General features: G+C 67.8%; 11 protein-coding genes. 5 read left to right on the forward strand and 6 right to left on the reverse strand.

The genetic code is table 11. The features are described from left to right. Nucleotides 1-36: 36 nt before the first annotated feature. The 3 genes from ACFW6D_RS10690 to eccCa are packed head-to-tail and all read right to left on the reverse strand — an operon-like array spanning nt 37 to nt 6,061. Nucleotides 37-597, reverse strand: a complete 561-nt coding sequence (locus tag ACFW6D_RS10690) for a hypothetical protein (RefSeq protein ID WP_379326931.1) — start codon at nt 595-597, stop codon at nt 37-39. Further along, nucleotides 594-2,027: a type VII secretion-associated protein gene (locus ACFW6D_RS10695; protein WP_379326933.1), complete on the reverse strand. Its 1,434-nt coding sequence runs from the start codon at nt 2,025-2,027 to the stop codon at nt 594-596. The genes ACFW6D_RS10690 and ACFW6D_RS10695 overlap by 4 nt, the downstream gene beginning before the upstream one ends. Continuing rightward, on the reverse strand, nt 2,024-6,061 hold the full coding sequence (gene eccCa / locus ACFW6D_RS10700; protein ID WP_379326935.1) for a type VII secretion protein EccCa: 4,038 nt from the start codon (nt 6,059-6,061) through the stop codon (nt 2,024-2,026). The genes ACFW6D_RS10695 and eccCa overlap by 4 nt, the downstream gene beginning before the upstream one ends. Nucleotides 6,062-6,248: 187 nt before the next feature. Here eccCa and eccD point away from each other — a divergent pair, with 187 nt between their 5' ends. The 3 genes from eccD to ACFW6D_RS10715 all read left to right on the forward strand — a co-directional run bounded on the left by eccD (nt 6,249) and on the right by ACFW6D_RS10715 (nt 9,958). Then, complete coding sequence (gene eccD / locus ACFW6D_RS10705) at nt 6,249-7,718, forward strand: type VII secretion integral membrane protein EccD (RefSeq protein ID WP_379326937.1); 1,470 nt, start codon at nt 6,249-6,251, stop codon at nt 7,716-7,718. Beyond that, entirely contained in the window at nt 7,715-9,133 is a 1,419-nt protein-coding gene (mycP, locus tag ACFW6D_RS10710) for a type VII secretion-associated serine protease mycosin (RefSeq protein ID WP_379326939.1), read from the forward strand. Before eccD ends, mycP begins: the two co-directional genes overlap by 4 nt. A 63-nt stretch (nt 9,134-9,196) precedes the next feature. Continuing rightward, nucleotides 9,197-9,958 carry a potassium channel family protein gene (locus ACFW6D_RS10715; protein ID WP_379326941.1) on the forward strand — a complete coding sequence of 254 codons (762 nt, stop codon included), beginning with the start codon at nt 9,197-9,199 and terminating at the stop codon, nt 9,956-9,958. Here the strand turns inward: ACFW6D_RS10715 and eccB are convergent. Continuing rightward, a complete protein-coding gene (gene eccB / locus ACFW6D_RS10720) occupies nt 9,955-11,433 on the reverse strand; it encodes a type VII secretion protein EccB (RefSeq protein ID WP_379326943.1) in 1,479 nt (492 codons plus the stop codon). The two genes, ACFW6D_RS10715 and eccB, sit on opposite strands and share 4 nt — an antisense overlap. A gap of 113 nt (nt 11,434-11,546) precedes the next feature. On the opposite strand from eccB, the gene eccE reads away from it, so the two are divergent. After that, nucleotides 11,547-13,190, forward strand: coding sequence for a type VII secretion protein EccE (eccE, locus tag ACFW6D_RS10725; RefSeq protein WP_379326945.1), 1,644 nt, complete (start codon nt 11,547-11,549; stop codon nt 13,188-13,190). 55 nt (nt 13,191-13,245) lie between these two features. Here the strand turns inward: eccE and ACFW6D_RS10730 are convergent, their stop codons facing one another. Then, complete coding sequence (locus ACFW6D_RS10730; protein ID WP_379326947.1) at nt 13,246-13,806, reverse strand: NADPH-dependent FMN reductase; 561 nt, start codon at nt 13,804-13,806, stop codon at nt 13,246-13,248. 101 nt (nt 13,807-13,907) lie between these two features. On the opposite strand from ACFW6D_RS10730, the gene ACFW6D_RS10735 reads away from it, so the two are divergent. Next, nucleotides 13,908-14,885, forward strand: coding sequence for a GAF domain-containing protein (locus tag ACFW6D_RS10735; RefSeq protein WP_379326949.1), 978 nt, complete (start codon nt 13,908-13,910; stop codon nt 14,883-14,885). 3 nt (nt 14,886-14,888) lie between these two features. Here ACFW6D_RS10735 and mtnP read toward each other — a convergent pair whose 3' ends face one another. After that, complete coding sequence (gene mtnP, locus ACFW6D_RS10740) at nt 14,889-15,770, reverse strand: S-methyl-5'-thioadenosine phosphorylase (protein ID WP_379326951.1); 882 nt, start codon at nt 15,768-15,770, stop codon at nt 14,889-14,891. Nucleotides 15,771-15,879 lie beyond the last annotated feature (109 nt).

Raw genomic sequence — 15,879 nt, forward strand, 5'->3', positions numbered from 1 at the left:
CATCCGGTACGACTTCTACCGGACTGAGCGTTTCACCTACGGGCTGATCCGGATGCCGCTCAGGATGGTGTTCAGGTCGGATTGGTAGCGGGAGACGTTGGCGACGGGAATCTGGGTGGCGATCTGGATCGGGTAGAACTTGTCGCCTAGCGGGTGGGCGATGTCCAGGTAGTCGGTGTGGAAATCGGCGCTGACGCCGGTGGTCAGGCGGGCCGGTTTGCCGCAGATTTCTACGTCGTCGGAGCGTGATTGCTGCCAGCCTGCGGCGTGGGGGCCGAGCTTTCGCAGGGTGTTGTAGGCGTCGTCGGCGGTTTTCGCGGGGACGAAGGTGATGGCGGTGACGGTGGCCATGGCGAAGGACGGGGTGTCGCCCTCGGTGGTCTCGAAATGGTGGAGTACGAAGCCGCCGCCGCCCTCGACCTCCCGCACTTTCCAGCCCGGGAGGTGCGGGGCGTGGATGGTGAAGCCGTCGGGGTGTGCGGAGGTCGCGAAGGGGATGCCGGTGGGGCACGACGGGGCGTTCGAGGTCGACAGGTCGGGTGAACTACAGGCGAGGGTGCTGGTTGCCAGTAGTGCTGCGAGGAGTGTGCGTTTCACTGGCCTACGCGAACCGCTCCGACGACCTGCTCGCAGGCGGACATGACACCGTCCCAACCGTTTTCGGCGTACTGACAGCCGACGCTGACCTGGACGCCACGTTCGACCAGCACCTGCCAGCGGACCGTGGATCCGTCGGCGGGGTGTTCTTCGTAGGAGAGGCCGGGGCGGCCCGCGAAGACTACATCTTGGCGGACGGGGGTGACTGTTCCCGCGGGTTTTTTGGCGATCTGGGCGGCGAGAGCGGCGGCGACCTCGTCGTAGCCCGCGCCCGCGGAGACCGGTTTCTGGGTGATGGTGATGCGTTGGCGGGCGGCATCGTCGGGGGCAAGGTCGATGCGGGCGTCGGTGGCGGTGGTGCTGTGCCAGCCGGATGGGATGGTGACGACGACCTTGCCGAGGGTCTGGGGAGCGGGTGGGGGTTTGGGCTTCGATGACGTCGGCGGTTTGGATGCCGACGCAGAAGTCGGCGGGGCCGTGGTGGTCGCGACCGCCGCGGTCGCCTCCTGGTCGCTGGAGCCGAACAGGAAGAAGCCGCCGATCGCCGCCGCGGCGACGACAGCGACCAACGCCGCGGCGCCGAGGTAGAGGGGGCGGCGGTCGACCGGGTTGGTGGCCGCGGCGCGTTCGCGCAGGGGTTGCATCCACTCGGCGGCCGGGGGGATGGTCGGGGTGTAGGCCGGAGCCTTCTGGGCGGGGCGGGCCAGATCCGTTCCCGTCAGCGGACTCACGGCTACGCCTGCGCCGCAAACACTTTCGACGACGGCGGTGACCGCGGCCAGCACGGCGGGATCGGTGGTGCCGAACACCTGGACCACATCGGCGGGGCGATCGGTCAGCAGGCGGCCGAGCAGCCCCGCGAGGTGGCCGAAGCCGTCCTCGTCGGCAAGTTCGGCGGCAGCGAGATCGGGTTCCACCTCGACTGCCTCGACATGGCTGCCGTTGGTGTCGTAGACGACCGACGACGCTGAGGTCGACAGCATGCCGAACTCGATGATCGCCGTGCGGCGGCTGCGGCTGGCCGTGACGTCGACCGCCGAGGCTCGCAGCGCACACGTCTCGAATACGACCTCGTGCGTGAATTGCCCAGCGGCAGTACCGAAGAGGTCGAGTTCGGGCTGACCCCACGAGGTGGGATGCACGACGACGATCCGCTCGCACAACGGCGTGACACGCAGGGTATCCATGATCGCCCCGAGCACCGCGGACAGTGCCTGGCCGACCGTCGGCATCCGAGGCGGCAACGCGATCACACCGCCGGCTAGGTACTGCACCGCCGACACCGCCTGGGTGGGCGGGGTCAGCGGCTCACCGACGACGAGGTCGGAACCGTTGCTGGCCAACACCACCGACGGCGCGACGTCCCAGTGGGTGGTGGCGCCACGCGCCCACACTTTGGCTTCGCTGACAACGAGCTCGACGACGGTCATTCGGCTTGCGGCATCCAGGCGGTCTGGACCAGGCCCTCGGAATTACGCGTGACGAACGTGCCACGACCGGCAGGCTTGGGACCCGGGCGGGTGGTGCCGACCATGACGCCTTCGTCCTTGTTGCAGCTCATCACCAGTGCGGCCGACCCGAGGTCCTTCATCCGTGCCAGCGTCGCTTCGTACATGGCGCGGCTGGCGCCACCGGAGCGGCGGGCGATGATCAGGTGGAAGCCGAGGTCGCGCGCATGTGGCAGATGCTCGACGAGCGCGGAGACCGGGTTGCCCGACGAGGTGGCGACCAGGTCGTAGTCGTCGACGAGCACGTACAGCTCGGGACCGGTCCACCACGAACGATCACGCAGCTGCTGCGGCGTCACCTCGGGACCGGGGGTCCGCTTGGCGACATACGCCGCGAGATCGGCCATGTTCTGGGTGAATTGCGGTGCGGTGGAACCGTATCCGGCCTGGTAACCCTCGGGGATGATGCCCAGCATCGAGCGGCGGTAGTCGCCGACGATGAAGCGCGCCTCGTTCGGGGTGTTCGACGCGGCGATGCCCTCGATGATCGAGCGCAGCAGCGTGGTCTTACCGGACTCGGAATCGCCGATGATGATGAAGTGCGGGCTCTCCGCGAAATCGATGTAGACGGGGGCGAGCTCGGCCTCGTTGATACCGATCGGGATGCGCATGCACTTGGTCGACGGGTCGACGCGCGAGGGCCAGTTGCCTGCCAGGTACAGCAGCTGTTCGCGGGGCAGCTGGTCGGGCAGCATGCGGACCTGCGGGGCCGGACGACCCGGGGTCATCCGGGCGATCGTCTCGACCGCGGCCGACACCGCCTGACCCAGATTGGACGGATCGGACGAGCCGTCGATCCGCGGCAACGCGGTGAGCATGTGCAGGCACTCGGCGGTCATACCGCGACCGGGGCGACCCTGCGGAACCAGCGACGCGAACTTGCGGCCGAGGTCGGAATCCATCGGGTCACCGAGGCGCAGTTCGATGCGAGTGCCGATCTGGTCCTTCAGCGCCGGGCGGGCTTCGGCCCAGCGGGCGAGCGCGATCACCACGTGCACACCATACGAAAGACCCTGCACCGCAAGGTTCATGATGACCTGCTCGAGCGCGTCGAAGTCCTGGCGGATCGAGCCGTAACCATCGATGACCAGGAACACGTCACCGAACGGATCCTCGTGCGCGCCCTGGGCGGCCGGGCTCGATGCCGGGTCCATCGAACGCAGTCGACGGAACTCGACCATCGACTCGATGCCGAGCTGGCGGAACTTCGCCTCACGGCTGCGGACGATCGTGGTCATCTCCGCGACCGTGCGCCGGACCTGGTCTTCGTCGAGGCGGCTTGCCACCGAACCGACATGGGGCAGGCCCTGCAGGCTGGTCAGCGTGCCGCCACCGAAGTCGAGGCCGTAGAACTGCACCTGCTCGGCGGTGTGGGTCAGCGCCATCGCCATGATCATCGAGCGCAGGGCGGTCGACTTGCCCGACTGCGGGCCACCGACGATCGCGACGTTGCCTCGTGAACCCGACAGGTCGACGACGAACGGGTCGCGGCGCTGGTCGTAGGGGCGGTCGACGATGCCCATCGGGGCGCGCAGGGTGGCGATCGCGGCATACTCGCCGGTGAGGATCGAGCGTGGGATGAGCTGATCCATGGTCGGCGCTTCGTCGAGTGGCGGCAGCCAGATCTCGTGGGCGGGGCGGCCGTGGCCCTGGATGCGCGAGACCAGCATGTTCAGGTTCGACATCTGCTCGTTCTCGTCGCCGACGGGCTCCGGCTCGAACTCGGCCTCGACCGGCATCGGGACGCGGTCGGCGGCGCGGAAGCCGACGTGGGTGGCGGCGAAAGGCCGTGCGTTGACGTCGATTTCGCCGCCGACGATGCCTGCGCTGGTGACCTCGCGGGCCGAGCCGCCACCGACGTAGGGGCCCGAGACGTAGGAGGCCTGGAAGCGCTGGATCTCACCGGAGTCGGACTTCAGGTAGCCGCCACCGGGGGTGCTCGGCAGGTTGTAGGCGTCGGGGACGCCGAGGACCTGGCGGGATTCGTTGGCGGAGAAGGTTTTCAGGCCGATGCGGTAGGACAGGTGCGATTCCAGGCCCTTGAGCTTGCCTTCTTCGAGGCGCTGCGAGGCGAGCAGCAGGTGGACCTGCAGCGAGCGGCCGAGGCGGCCGATCATCACGAACAGTTCGGCGAAGTCGGGGTGCTGGGTGAGGAGTTCGGAGAACTCGTCGAGCACGACGAACAGCGCGGGCAGCGGGTCCAGGTCGGCGCCTGCCGCGCGGGCCTTCTCGTATTCGGAGACGTTGGCGAAGTTGCCCGCCTGACGCAAGACCTCTTGACGACGATTCATCTCGCCGGCGAGGGCGTCTTTCATACGGTCGACGAGGTCGGCTTCGTCCTCGAGGTTGGTGATGACCGCGGCGACGTGCGGGACGCCGTCGAGGCCGAGGAACGTCGCGCCACCCTTGAAGTCGACGAGGACCAGGTTGAGCTGGTCGGGCGAGTGGGTGGCGAGCAGGCTGAGCACCAGGGTGCGCAGGAATTCCGACTTACCGGAACCGGTCGCGCCGATGCACAGGCCGTGCGGGCCCATGCCGTTCTCGGCGGCTTCCTTGATGTCGAGTTCCACCGGGGCGCCGTCGGCGCCGATGCCGAACGGCACGCGCAGACGTTCACGACCGTAGCGGGGGCGCCAGGCGCTGGCGGGGTTGAAGTTACCGATGTCGCCGAGGCTCATCAGCTGCGACCAGGTCGAGATCACCTCGGAGTCGTCGGTCTCCACATCGCTGCTGCGCTGGGTAGCGGCACGGTAGGGGGCTAGACGACGGGCTAGTTGCTGGGCCTGTTCGGCACTGACCCGGTCGATGGTGGCGAAGCGTTCCTGGTTGCCGGTGGCGCCGCGGCCGAGGCACTCGCCGTCCTCGACGACCATCTTGATGCCGCGCGAAACAGCAAGGCGCGGTGCGTAATTGCACAGGTCGATGATGGTGACACCCTCGAACCCGGACTCGCGCAGCTGGTCGTCCTCGGCCTCGAGCAGACCGCCGTCGACGACGATCACCACGTGCACCATGTTCGGGTTGTTCGGCTGGTTACGCGAGTAACGCACCCGGTTGCCGAGCAGCGGATGCAGCCCGGCCATCGCCTCGCGGATGGAGCCGTAGAACATGCGCTGGGTGCCGATGCCGTCGGTCACCTCGGGGTGCTGGGTGTGCGGCAGCCACTTGGTCCACTCCCACTCGCGGGCGGTGTCGGGACCACAGACCACGGCGACGAGCACCTGGTCGGGCGCCTGGAACATGCACAGCTGCAACAACATCGCGCGCGTCATGTCGCGCGCCTGGGCGCGGTCGCCGTCGAGGGCGACGGTGCCGAAGCCCTTCACCGCGATGGCGGTGGGCAGGTCGGGGACCGTGGAATGCGCGCGCACGAAACGACGCAGCGAGACCGCGGCGATGGGTTCGAGTTCTTCGACGGGGCCCGTTTCGGGGGCCACCAGCCGGGTCGCCAGTCGCTGGCCGCCGAGGCCGATGCGCGCGTGGCAGAAGTCCTTGTCGCCGGAGCGGCGCTCCCACATCCGGCTGGTGCCGGCGAGCATCCAGATCAGGCCGGGCTCGGGGTGGCTCCACTCGACAGCGGCGCGCTGCTGGGTGGCGGTCTCATCGACATCTTTACGGACCTGATCGAGGTAGCGCAGGTAATCCTTGCGGTCCTCGTTGGCCTCCGCGGCCTTGGCGCCCTTGCCGCCACCCTGTCCGAACATGGTGACCATCGACATGATCATCATCATCGGGAACATCATCGACATCGGGTTGGACAGCATGCCGCTGCCCTGGGTGAACATCAGCGCCATCATGCCGACCATGCCGACCACCATGACCACGGGCATCAGCTTCTGCAGCAGGTTGCCCGGAGTGATCCGTGGGATCTCCGGCGGCGGCTGCAAGGTGACCTCGCCACCCGGTGTACGCGGCATCTCGCGCCGGGCACGGCGCTGGAACCTGACGGTGCTCATGGTCGAAGACTCCCCCTGCTTGACTACTCGCTCATCTGTCGTCGCGACGGGCTCAGTGTAGAGGTCGCGGCCGACATGTCGTATGGTTCGTCAGGCATTCTGCTGTCCGAACGGTGGGTTCCGCAAACTGTCGACCGTTAAGAGCGGTCGAGCGGAAACACGAGGTAGAGACGGAACTGGGGGAGTTTTGACGCACGCGCGACTCGATCATCATGTGGAAGAGGACTCCGCACGCGGCATCGTTCGCGCGCCGGACCTTGCCCGAGTGACCATCCTGGCCAAGCACACACAGGTCGACATGGCGATCCCGGTGGATGTGCCGGTTGCCCTGGTCATTCCCAGCGTGGTCGACATGGTCGCGCAGCACAGTCGATCGAATGATTTCGACAACGACGGCGAACGCTACGAGCCCGCCGAATGGGTGCTCGCGCGCATCGGCCACCCGCCGTTCTCGAACTCGCTGAGCCTGGGCGAACAGGGCGTGCGCGACGGCGAACTGCTGATGCTGGAGAGCGCCTCGCACGCGGCGCCGACGCCACTGTTCGACGACATCATGTACAACGTCGCGGTCGCCGACGCCGAGCACTACCGCAGCTGGACGCCGAAGACGGCCCGCATCACCGGTTCGGTGCTCGCCGCGCTCACCATGCTGGTCGGCTGCTTCGGCCTGCTCGCCGCACCGGATGCGTTGCCGTTCTGGGTATCCGGGTCGCTGGCGCTGTTCGTCTCGATCCTGTGCGTGGTGGCGGGCACGGTGCTGAGCCGCATGTACCGCGACACCTCGGCCGCACTGGTGCTCGGCGGCTGTGCGCTGCCGACCGCGTTCACCGCGGGCCTGCTGCTGGTCCCCGACCATTACGGTGCGGCGCATCTGCTGCTCGGCTTCGCACTGCTCGGCGCCATCGCGGTGCTCGCGTGGCGGGTCACCGGCATCGGGCTGGCACTGTTCATCGGCGCGGCGACCGTCTCGGTATTCGGGGCGCCCGCCGCACTGGTGGGATTGCTCACCGATCAGCCGGTCAAGGCGATCGGCGCGGTCGTCGCGGCGCTCGGTCTGGCCGGACTGTCACTCTCGCCGCGTATTTCGATGCTGCTGGCGAAACTGCCGTTGCCGCCGGTCCCCTCCCCCGGCACCCCGATCGATCCCACCGAGGACGACCCGGACGACCACCGCGCCCTGCCGACCCTCGACGCCCTGCGCGCACGGTCGGAGCGCGCCCGAAACTATCTCGCCGGCCTGGTCAGCGCGACCACGCTGGTCACCGTCGCCGGCGCGCTGCTGGCGACCAACGCGGGCGCCGAAGATCCCTACTGGCCCGGCATCTCGCTGGCACTGGTGTGCGCGGTGGTGCTGATGTTCCGCAGCCGCACCTACGCGGGCGCCGAACAGGCCATCGTGTTGATCGCGGGTGGGTCGGCGATCGTGCTGATCATGCTGATCGGCGTCGCACTCGAAATGCGCCAGCCCCTGGTCGTTTTCGGTGCCGCATTGGTGATCCTGATCTCGGCGCTGGTGATGGGTTTGATCCTGCCGAACCAGTCCGCGACTCCGCCGATGCGCCGGGCCGTCGAACTGCTCGAATACGCGTTCGTCGCCGCGGTGCTGCCGCTGGTGTTCTGGGTCGCCGATCTCTACTCGCTGGTTCGCGGGCTGTGAGGCTCGGCTTTCGACTGACGGCCGTTGCTCTTGTCGTCGGACTGAACGCCGGGTTCGGTGTGCACGGCACGGCGCATGCCGATCGGCCGCCTGCCATCGATCCCGGGATGCTGCCCGCCGGTGATCCGGCCGCGCCGCCGGACAAGACCGAAAAGGGCAGCGGTGCCAACGGCCTGTGTTTCCGCACGCAGGCGAGCAATTCGCTCGCGGTCATTCCGACCAGCCAGCGATCGCTCGATCTGGACCGTGCGTGGCAATTCTCGCGTGGCGCAGGGCAACTCGTCGCGGTGATCGATACCGGAGTGCAACCGCATCCCCGTCTGCCCGACCTGTGGGCGGGCGGCGATTACGTGGCCGCAGGCGGCGACGGCACCGAGGACTGCGATGTGCACGGCACGGTCGTGGCTGGGATCATCGGCGCGACCAAGGTTGAAGGCCAAGGCTTTTCCGGTGTCGCACCCGAGTCACGAATTCTCAGCATTCGCCAGAACAGCCAGCTCTACCAAGCAGAAGGCGCTGGTCGAGACAAGTCGCCCGATGACTTCCCGGACGGCTACGGCAAGGTCTCCTCGCTCGCCAGCGCAATTCGACGAGCGGCCGACTTCGGCGCCGGAGTGATAAATATCTCACTGGTTTCCTGCCCGACCAGTTCGCCGGCGAACGAGCCTGCATTCCGTGCGCTCGGTGCTGCGGTGCAGTACGCGGCAGTCGAGAAGGACGCGGTGATCATCAGCTCCGCCGGCAACTCCGACGGTGCTTGTGAGTCAGGCAATCCCGGCCCCGACCCGCTCAAGCCCGCGCAGGATCTGTGGAGCACGATCCGCACCTACGTGAACCCCGCCTGGTACGACGAGTACGTGCTGTCGGTCGGTTCGATCGGCGCCAACGGCGCCCCGTCGTCGTTCACCGTGCCCGGCCCGTGGGTCGGCATTGCCGCACCAGGAGAAGGGATTACGTCCCTGGATGCCAGGACCGGCGGCATCTCCGACGGCAAGTACGACAACCAGGGCAAGTACATGGCTTACAGCGGAACGAGTTTCGCTTCGCCATATGTCGCCGGTGTCGCCGCGCTGGTACGCGACCGGTTCCCCGATCTGACTTCGAAGCAGGTCATCGAACGGCTGCAGGCCACCGCCCACGCACCGGCCGAGGGCTGGAACCCCTACATCGGTTACGGCGCGGTCGATCCCGTCGCGGCACTGACAAACGAAGTGCCCAAAGAACTTCCACCCAAGCAGTCCAGCCCGCCCCGCAGTCAGCAACTCGCCGTACCGGCACCGCCGCCGCCACCGGACAACACCGCGCGCAACGTGGCACTGATCGGTTCCGGCGCGATCGGCCTGATCCTGGTCCTCGGTGTGCTGGCGTCGTTCCCGATTCGCCGCAAGTTCGGAATGTCGGCCGACGATCTCTGACCTGCTCGACCACAGAGCAGGGTACGGTCCTGGAGCCTAAGCCCCATCGACCCAGGTAGCCGCATGGAAACAACCGAACGTGCTCTCACCCGCCGTCAGCGGTGGGAGCGCGCGACCAATCTGCCGTTGATCGTGCTCGCGGTGGTGTTCGTCGTCATGTACGCGTGGCGAGTGCTCGACACCGATGCGTCACCGACGCTCGATGCGGCTCTGCTGTGGGCGGATATCGCGATCTGGGCGGTCTTCGCGGTCGATTTCGCGGTCAGGTTGTGGTTGTCGGGCGACCGGCCGCGGTTCATTCGCAAGCACCCGTTGGACCTGCTGGTCGTCCTCGTGCCGCCGTTTCGCCCGCTGCGCCTGCTGCGGGCTTCCCTGCTGCTGCTCGATGCTCTCAACCGGGCGACGCACCCACGCACCCGCCTGGTGACCTTCGTGGCCACCAGTTCCGTGCTGATCCTGCTGCTGACGAGCCTGGCGTTCTTCGACGCCGAATACGGCGCACCCGACAGCAAGATCGAATCCTTCGGCGACGCGCTGTGGTGGTCGGCGGTCACGGTGACCACCGTCGGGTTCGGCGATGTCTACCCGGTGACCACCGAGGGCCGCTTCGTCTCACTGATCCTGATGACCTTGGGCATCGGCCTGATCTCGTTCGCCATCGGCACCATGACCAGCTGGGTCGTCGAACAACTCAAAACCGTCGACGACGCCGCCGACCGCGCCGAGATCCTGCTCCACGAACTGGTCGACGAGGTCAAAGCCCTGCGGACCGAGGTCGCCGAGCTCCGCGCGGATTCCGCGAAGCCGACGACCCCGCCCGGCTAATTCACTGTGGCGACAGGCTTTTTGGCCGGTGACGGGTCCGGTGCGACACCGTCGTGCGCGACCATCGCCTCTTCCCTACCCATCGTCGGCCCGCCCGCGAGCAGCCCGATGATCGGCCACGGCGCCGGTTCGGCGGTGACTTGCTCGAGGCCGAGCGCCTTGACCGCATCGGTGTTCTTGATGCCGAAGCGGACGCCGGTGTCGGCGATGTAGAACAGGCTGTCCTTGCGGCGGCTGTTCGGTTCGATACCGGTGGACTGGACGTAGGCACCCGAGGCGGGCGGGATGAAGACCGTGTCCGCATTGGGGCCGGCACCGTCGGCCTGCGCGAGAGCGACCATCTTCGCCTTGTCCGGGATCGGCAGGTCGATGCCGGTGAGCAAGGTGAGTTCGGCGCGCGCGGTGGCGTCGGCGTTGTCGGTGGCGCCCGCGATCGGCTTCCACGACATGCAGCTGACCGGCTGGTCCTTGGCGGTGATCAGCGTCGGCCGGTCACGCGGGTAGTCCTGCACCTTCAACGTCTGCACGATGGTCGCGTAGGTGCGGTCGGTCGACTGAATGGTCGTGCCGTTCATCATCGTCGGATAGAAGTTGCGGATGATCTGGGCGGTCAGCGTCGAAATCTCCTGCAGTCCGTCCTGGAGCACCACGTAGTTCTGGTTGGGCTCGTTGAAGACCTGGACCACGTCACCGATCTTGTGGCCGCTCACGTTGTAAGACGGTGTGCCACCGGGATTGTCGATGACCGGCGTGATGATCGGCAGTACTTCGGGAATCGCGTTGAGCAGGCCCTCACTGATCGGACGCGGGGTCAAATTCGTGATGCCGAGCGCGTGGGTGACGGCCGGATCGTCCATCTTCACGCGGGCACGCTTGCCGTCGTAGACCAGGTAGGTCGCGTCCTTGCCCTTGACGAGCATGGTCTTGCCTTCTTCGACCTTCGACGCCTTGGTACCAAGACTCGGGTCACCCGCGAGCACCGACGTGGTCAGGTCCGCGCTGCCGTCGGACTTGAGCTGATCGCACACCGTCCACGTGCGCCCCTTGCCGCCCTTGTCGTACAGGATCGACGACGGGGCGCCCGGGATGCCGATCAGCTGACCGCGCGGCTTCTTCCCGAGCTCGGACTCCTTGACGATCGCCGCCTTCGACGCCTCACCGGCCGCCAACCGGGCCGAGGCCAGGTTCAGCGCGGGATGCACGACGTTCTCGACGACCACATAGACGCCGCCGGATTCCTTGGCGATCAGGATCTTGCTGTCGCCGATCTTGTCCTGTGGGCGCAACAGCGCGAGGATGCCGCAACCGGCGAGGACCACCAGGCCCAGCACCAATCCGACCACGTAGGCACGCGTCTGGGCGCGCATCGGGTCGTGCAACATCCGCACATCCCGGCGCACCAGGGCGTGCTCCATTCGCCGCACCAGGAAGCGGTATCCGCTGACCTGCCAGCGCGTTGTGGGTTTTGAAGGCATGGTTCCTCCCCCGAACAGTGCTCTCGTCCGGGCAACACAGTACAGTTCCCGGCAGCAGTTGTTCGCATTCGGCCATCGGTCGGTCGACAATCGGGTACCTGGGGGAGGAACGAATGGCTGAGTTCACCGGCGCGGAACCACGCCCGCTGTTCGGTCGGATTACGTTGTCGCAACTCATCACTGCGCAGGTCCTCGGCCTGATCGCGGGGGTCGTGGCGATGATCTGCGGGCTCGCTCCGCTGCCGTCGCTCGGCATCGGGATCGCGGTGGCAGTGATCCCGCTGATCCCGATCGGCAAGCGCACGATCCTCGACTGGATCTCCACGATCCGCCGGTATTCCGGCAAGCGCGAGTACACCCTCGGCGACACCGTCGACTTCCGTGACACCGACGGCCGCTCGCTCGGCCTGTACTGGGACGGCAGTCGCGTGGTCACCGTCGTCGAGGTGCTGGCGCCGCGTGGTGGGCTCACCCGCATCGCCCGCACCGCCGTGCACGCCTCGCACCTGTTGCCGCTGCCCGAGCTGGCCGCCTGCCTCAACCAGCACGACATCCTGCTCAGCGGGATCGACATCATCAGCCACGGCCACCGCAGCCGGTCCGGCACGCCCGCAGGCGCGATCTACGAATCGCTGCTCGGCCCGCTGCCCGCCACCGCGCACCGCACGGTGTGGCTCGCGATCAGCTTCGACGCCGTGGCCTGCCCGAACGCGACGGCTCGTCGCGGTGGCGGCACCGACGGCGCTTCCCGTTCGGTCACCATCGCCACCCAGCGGATCATGCGCACTCTCGAGGACGCCGACTGCAACGCGCGCATCCTCACCGCGCCCGAGATCCGCAAGGCCGTGCAGCAGATCACCGCGGGCCTCGACCCACGCACGCTGACTCAGCGTTGGAAGTACGCCGAGATCGGCAACGCCGTGAACATCGGCGCCGCAGTCGATCCCAAGCAACTGGGTTCGGATCTGCTCGCGCAGCTATGGGTCGCGCCGTCGCGGGGCACCACGGTGGCCGTGCGGCTGCGTCCCGGCAGCGATGCCGAATCCGTGAGTGTCGGTGCCGCTTGGCGTTTGACCGCGCGGGAGCTGCCGGAGAAGACCAAGTCCAAGGGCATGGTGTCGATGCGCGGCCGTCATCGCGACGCGCTGCTCGCGCACCTGCCGATCGCGGTGCCCGGCGTCGACGACACCATCCCGACCATCGAGTACCCGATCGACGTGATCGGCGCGCTGCACCTGCCGTCCTCGGGTTGCGGGCAGCTGCTCGGCTCCGACGACGAGGGCAACGGCGTCGCCACCAGGATCGTCGGTACCGGTATCTCCACGGTGTATGTGGCAGGCGAGCTGTATCTGGCCCAGCAGTTGGTGTTCCGTGCGCTGGCCGTCGGTGAGCGGGTGCTGGTGCGCACCGACCGGGCGCAGGCCTGGGAGCAGCTGGTGACCACCGTCGGAAATCCGGAGCGACTGACCATCGCGGTCGAAACACACCAGTCCGACGCGGGTTTCACCGCGACGGTCGTCGACGGTGTGCTCGCGCCCGCCCCGCACGCCGGTGTCACCACGATCTATCTCACCGGCGATCCGAACGGCTGGCCTGCTTCACGCCCCGACCTGGAGATCTTCCAGCCGGGCGCGATCGGCAACCGGGTGGTCCTGCGCACGGGCACGACCAGGGTGAACCTCACGCTGGTCTCGATCCCTCGCGAGTCGACCTACATCGGTCAGCCGCGCGGGCAGCGAGCGATGGCTTCCGCCTGACCGAACCATCCGGCGTCTGATCCCTGCCCGGTGACTCAGCTCCCTGCCCGGTGACTCAGCCCGGATAGGGCTCCACGGTGCGGGCGGCGCGCAGAGTCGTTCCCCACCAGGCCAATTGGTTCAACATGCGGTCGCAGGCGTCGATCGCGGCGTCGTCGTTGGTCATGCCGGTCTTGTCGAAGCGGCGTTTGGCCTGGGCGAAGCTCACCGATTCGCGCACCGACACCATGTGCAGTTCCGCGACCACCTGACGCAACTGCTCCACCGCGCGCAATCCGCCCGACAGCCCGCCGTAGGACACGAACCCGATCGGCTTGGCCCGCCACTCGTGCTTGGCACTGTCGAGCGCGGTCTTCAGGGCGGCCGGGTAGCCGTGGTTGTACTCGGAGGTGACGGCGACGAACGCGTCGGCCGCGGCCAACCTCGCCCGAAAGTCTTCGCTCGCCGGTGATTCCGTGAGATCGGCGGGCAGGCCGAGCTCGCGCAGATCGAGCACCCCCACCTCGAAGTCGGGCCGCTCGCGCAGCGCGGTGACCAGCCAACCCGCGGGCACATCCGCGAATCTGTCGGGGCGGTTGCTGGCGACGATGATCTCCAGCCGCAACGGTGCGTTCATGCCGTCAGCCTATCGACACGCGCCCCCTGGTCTGCCCGCTCACCCGATCAGGCACGATGGAGCGCAGTCGTGAAGTACTCGTGGGGAGCGAAGGGGGTCACGTGCTCATTGGACGGTGGCAACTAGTAGAGACGTTGGGCGAGCCGGACACCTGGTCGATGCTGACCGCGGGTACCACGCCGCGTGACTGGGCGTCGTATCACCGAGCTATCCCGGCCCGGCTGCAGCCGTTGATCGCGGGCGCGCACGATACGGGCCAGCCGGTCGAGCAGCTACTGCCGAAGTCGCGAAATCCCTGGTCCGCTATGCGTTTTCGGGCCGAACCGGTGGTGTGGCCGGGGTCGTCGACGCACGCGGTGAAGGTGTGGGTCGGACCCGACTCGCCCGCCGACGCGCTTCATGTCTCGCCCTTTCAGATCGATGCGCGCAACCGTCGCGTGCGCACCCGGCCCGCGGATCTCGGGCCCCAGTTCGCCGATGACCCAGTCGATTACAGCGCTGCCGATTCGTTCCAGCTCGTCGAGCGTTTCGATCACGGCCTGGAATTCGCCGGGGCGCTGAATCGTTCAGAGCCCGGTAGCCGGTGGTCGGGTATCGCCACCGTGCATTCGGCGATCGGGCCGCGCTCGGTTCTGATCGCCGCGCGAAACGGTGCGCAGGGGCAGCGGTTCGGCTGGCGTGGCGTCACCGTCGACGTCACCGACAGCGTTGCCCCGCAACCCAAGTCGTTCGAGGCGGCGACACTCGAGCTGCTGCGGGAAACCCAGGCCGGGCTGTATCTGGTCATCCTCGACACCGCGCAGGTGCGTACGGTGCGCTGGGTCAGCGAGCCGGTGCCGGGACTGGCCTGGCGCGGGGTCGACGAGCGGACCGTCCCGCACCCCGACGACCGGCCCAGGATCGCCGCGCTGCGCGCCGAGATCTTGGCCGGTGCCACCCGCGCCGGGCTGACCGGGTTGCGGCTGGCCGCCGAGGACGGCGGCTGGCTCACTGTCGACGTCGAGGTGTCCCCGCTACCCGGCGGTGGCGCGGCGGCCACGTTCGTGCTCGCTCAGGTGCAGGTCACCTCGACGCCGTAGTGGTCAGGGCAGTTCGAAGGGCAGCGAGACCCCGGTGTGCACGCGGCAGCGCTCGCAGGTGTCGCTGCCGTCGACCGCGGTGACCGCGCGACGCACGAGCTCCTTGAACGGCCCGAGGTTCTTCTTGAACTCGGCGAACACGTCGACCGCGTGCACACCGTCGCCCTCTTCGAGCCCGGCATCCAGGTCGGTGACGAGAGCGACTGCGGCGTAGCACATTTCGAGTTCACGGGCGAGAACGGCTTCGGGGTGCCCGGTCATGTTGACCAGGTCCCAGCCCTGCCCGGCGAACCAGCGGCTCTCGGCACGGGTGGAGAAGCGCGGGCCCTGCACGACGACCATCGTGCCGGAATCCTCGACCCGCATGTCACCGGCGGACTTCACTGTGTCCGATGGCGGTGCTCCCGAGGGCCCTGCGTGGTCACGCTTCGCTACCGCCTCCGGGCCCGCCGCTCGCACCGCGGCGGCGCGCAGATCGTCGCAATAGGGATCGGCGAAGGAGACGTGCACGCCACCGCCGTCGAAGTAGGTCTGCGGACGACCCGAGGTCCGGTCGACGAGCTGATCCGGGACCGCCACAGTCCCCGGCCCCCAATCGGCGCGCAGGCTGCCGACCGCGCACGGCGCGAACACCCGACGCACTCCGAGTGAGCGCAGCGCCCACATGTTGGCCTGGTAGGGCAGGGTGTGCGGGGCGAACTCGTGCTGTTTGCCGTGACGCGGCAGGAAGGCGACGGCGCGGCCTTCGACCTCCCCGATCGCGACCGGCGCACTCGGCGCGCCGTACGGTGTGTCGACCTCGACATGCGTCGCGTCGTTGTCGAAGAAGTCGTAGAAACCGCTGCCACCGATGACGGCGAGCGCGGGGCGGGGAAGCGAACTCATGGCGCTGATTCTTCCGCCCGCCACACCTGCCCGCACCACCGGGGACCGCGCATCTGACAATTCCGTCGCGAAACTGTACCCTAGGGGGGTATTAGTTCGCCAGGCGAGC

Origin of the sequence: Nocardia sp. NPDC058705 (assembly GCF_042749305.1) — a bacterium.
In the GTDB taxonomy this organism is placed as follows: domain Bacteria; phylum Actinomycetota; class Actinomycetes; order Mycobacteriales; family Mycobacteriaceae; genus Nocardia.

Bases quoted from the DNA above. Each gene is read 5' to 3' on its own strand.
- ACFW6D_RS10695 (WP_379326933.1), bottom strand. From the start codon at position 2,027: ATGACCGTCGTCGAGCTCGTTGTCAGCGAAGCCAAAGTGTGGGCGCGT.
- eccCa (WP_379326935.1), bottom strand. From the start codon at position 6,061: ATGAGCACCGTCAGGTTCCAGCGCCGTGCCCGGCGCGAGATGCCGCGT.
- ACFW6D_RS10715 (WP_379326941.1), top strand. From the start codon at position 9,197: ATGGAAACAACCGAACGTGCTCTCACCCGCCGTCAGCGGTGGGAGCGC.
- eccB (WP_379326943.1), bottom strand. From the start codon at position 11,433: ATGCCTTCAAAACCCACAACGCGCTGGCAGGTCAGCGGATACCGCTTC.
- eccE (WP_379326945.1), top strand. From the start codon at position 11,547: ATGGCTGAGTTCACCGGCGCGGAACCACGCCCGCTGTTCGGTCGGATT.
- ACFW6D_RS10730 (WP_379326947.1), bottom strand. From the start codon at position 13,806: ATGAACGCACCGTTGCGGCTGGAGATCATCGTCGCCAGCAACCGCCCC.
- mtnP (WP_379326951.1), bottom strand. From the start codon at position 15,770: ATGAGTTCGCTTCCCCGCCCCGCGCTCGCCGTCATCGGTGGCAGCGGT.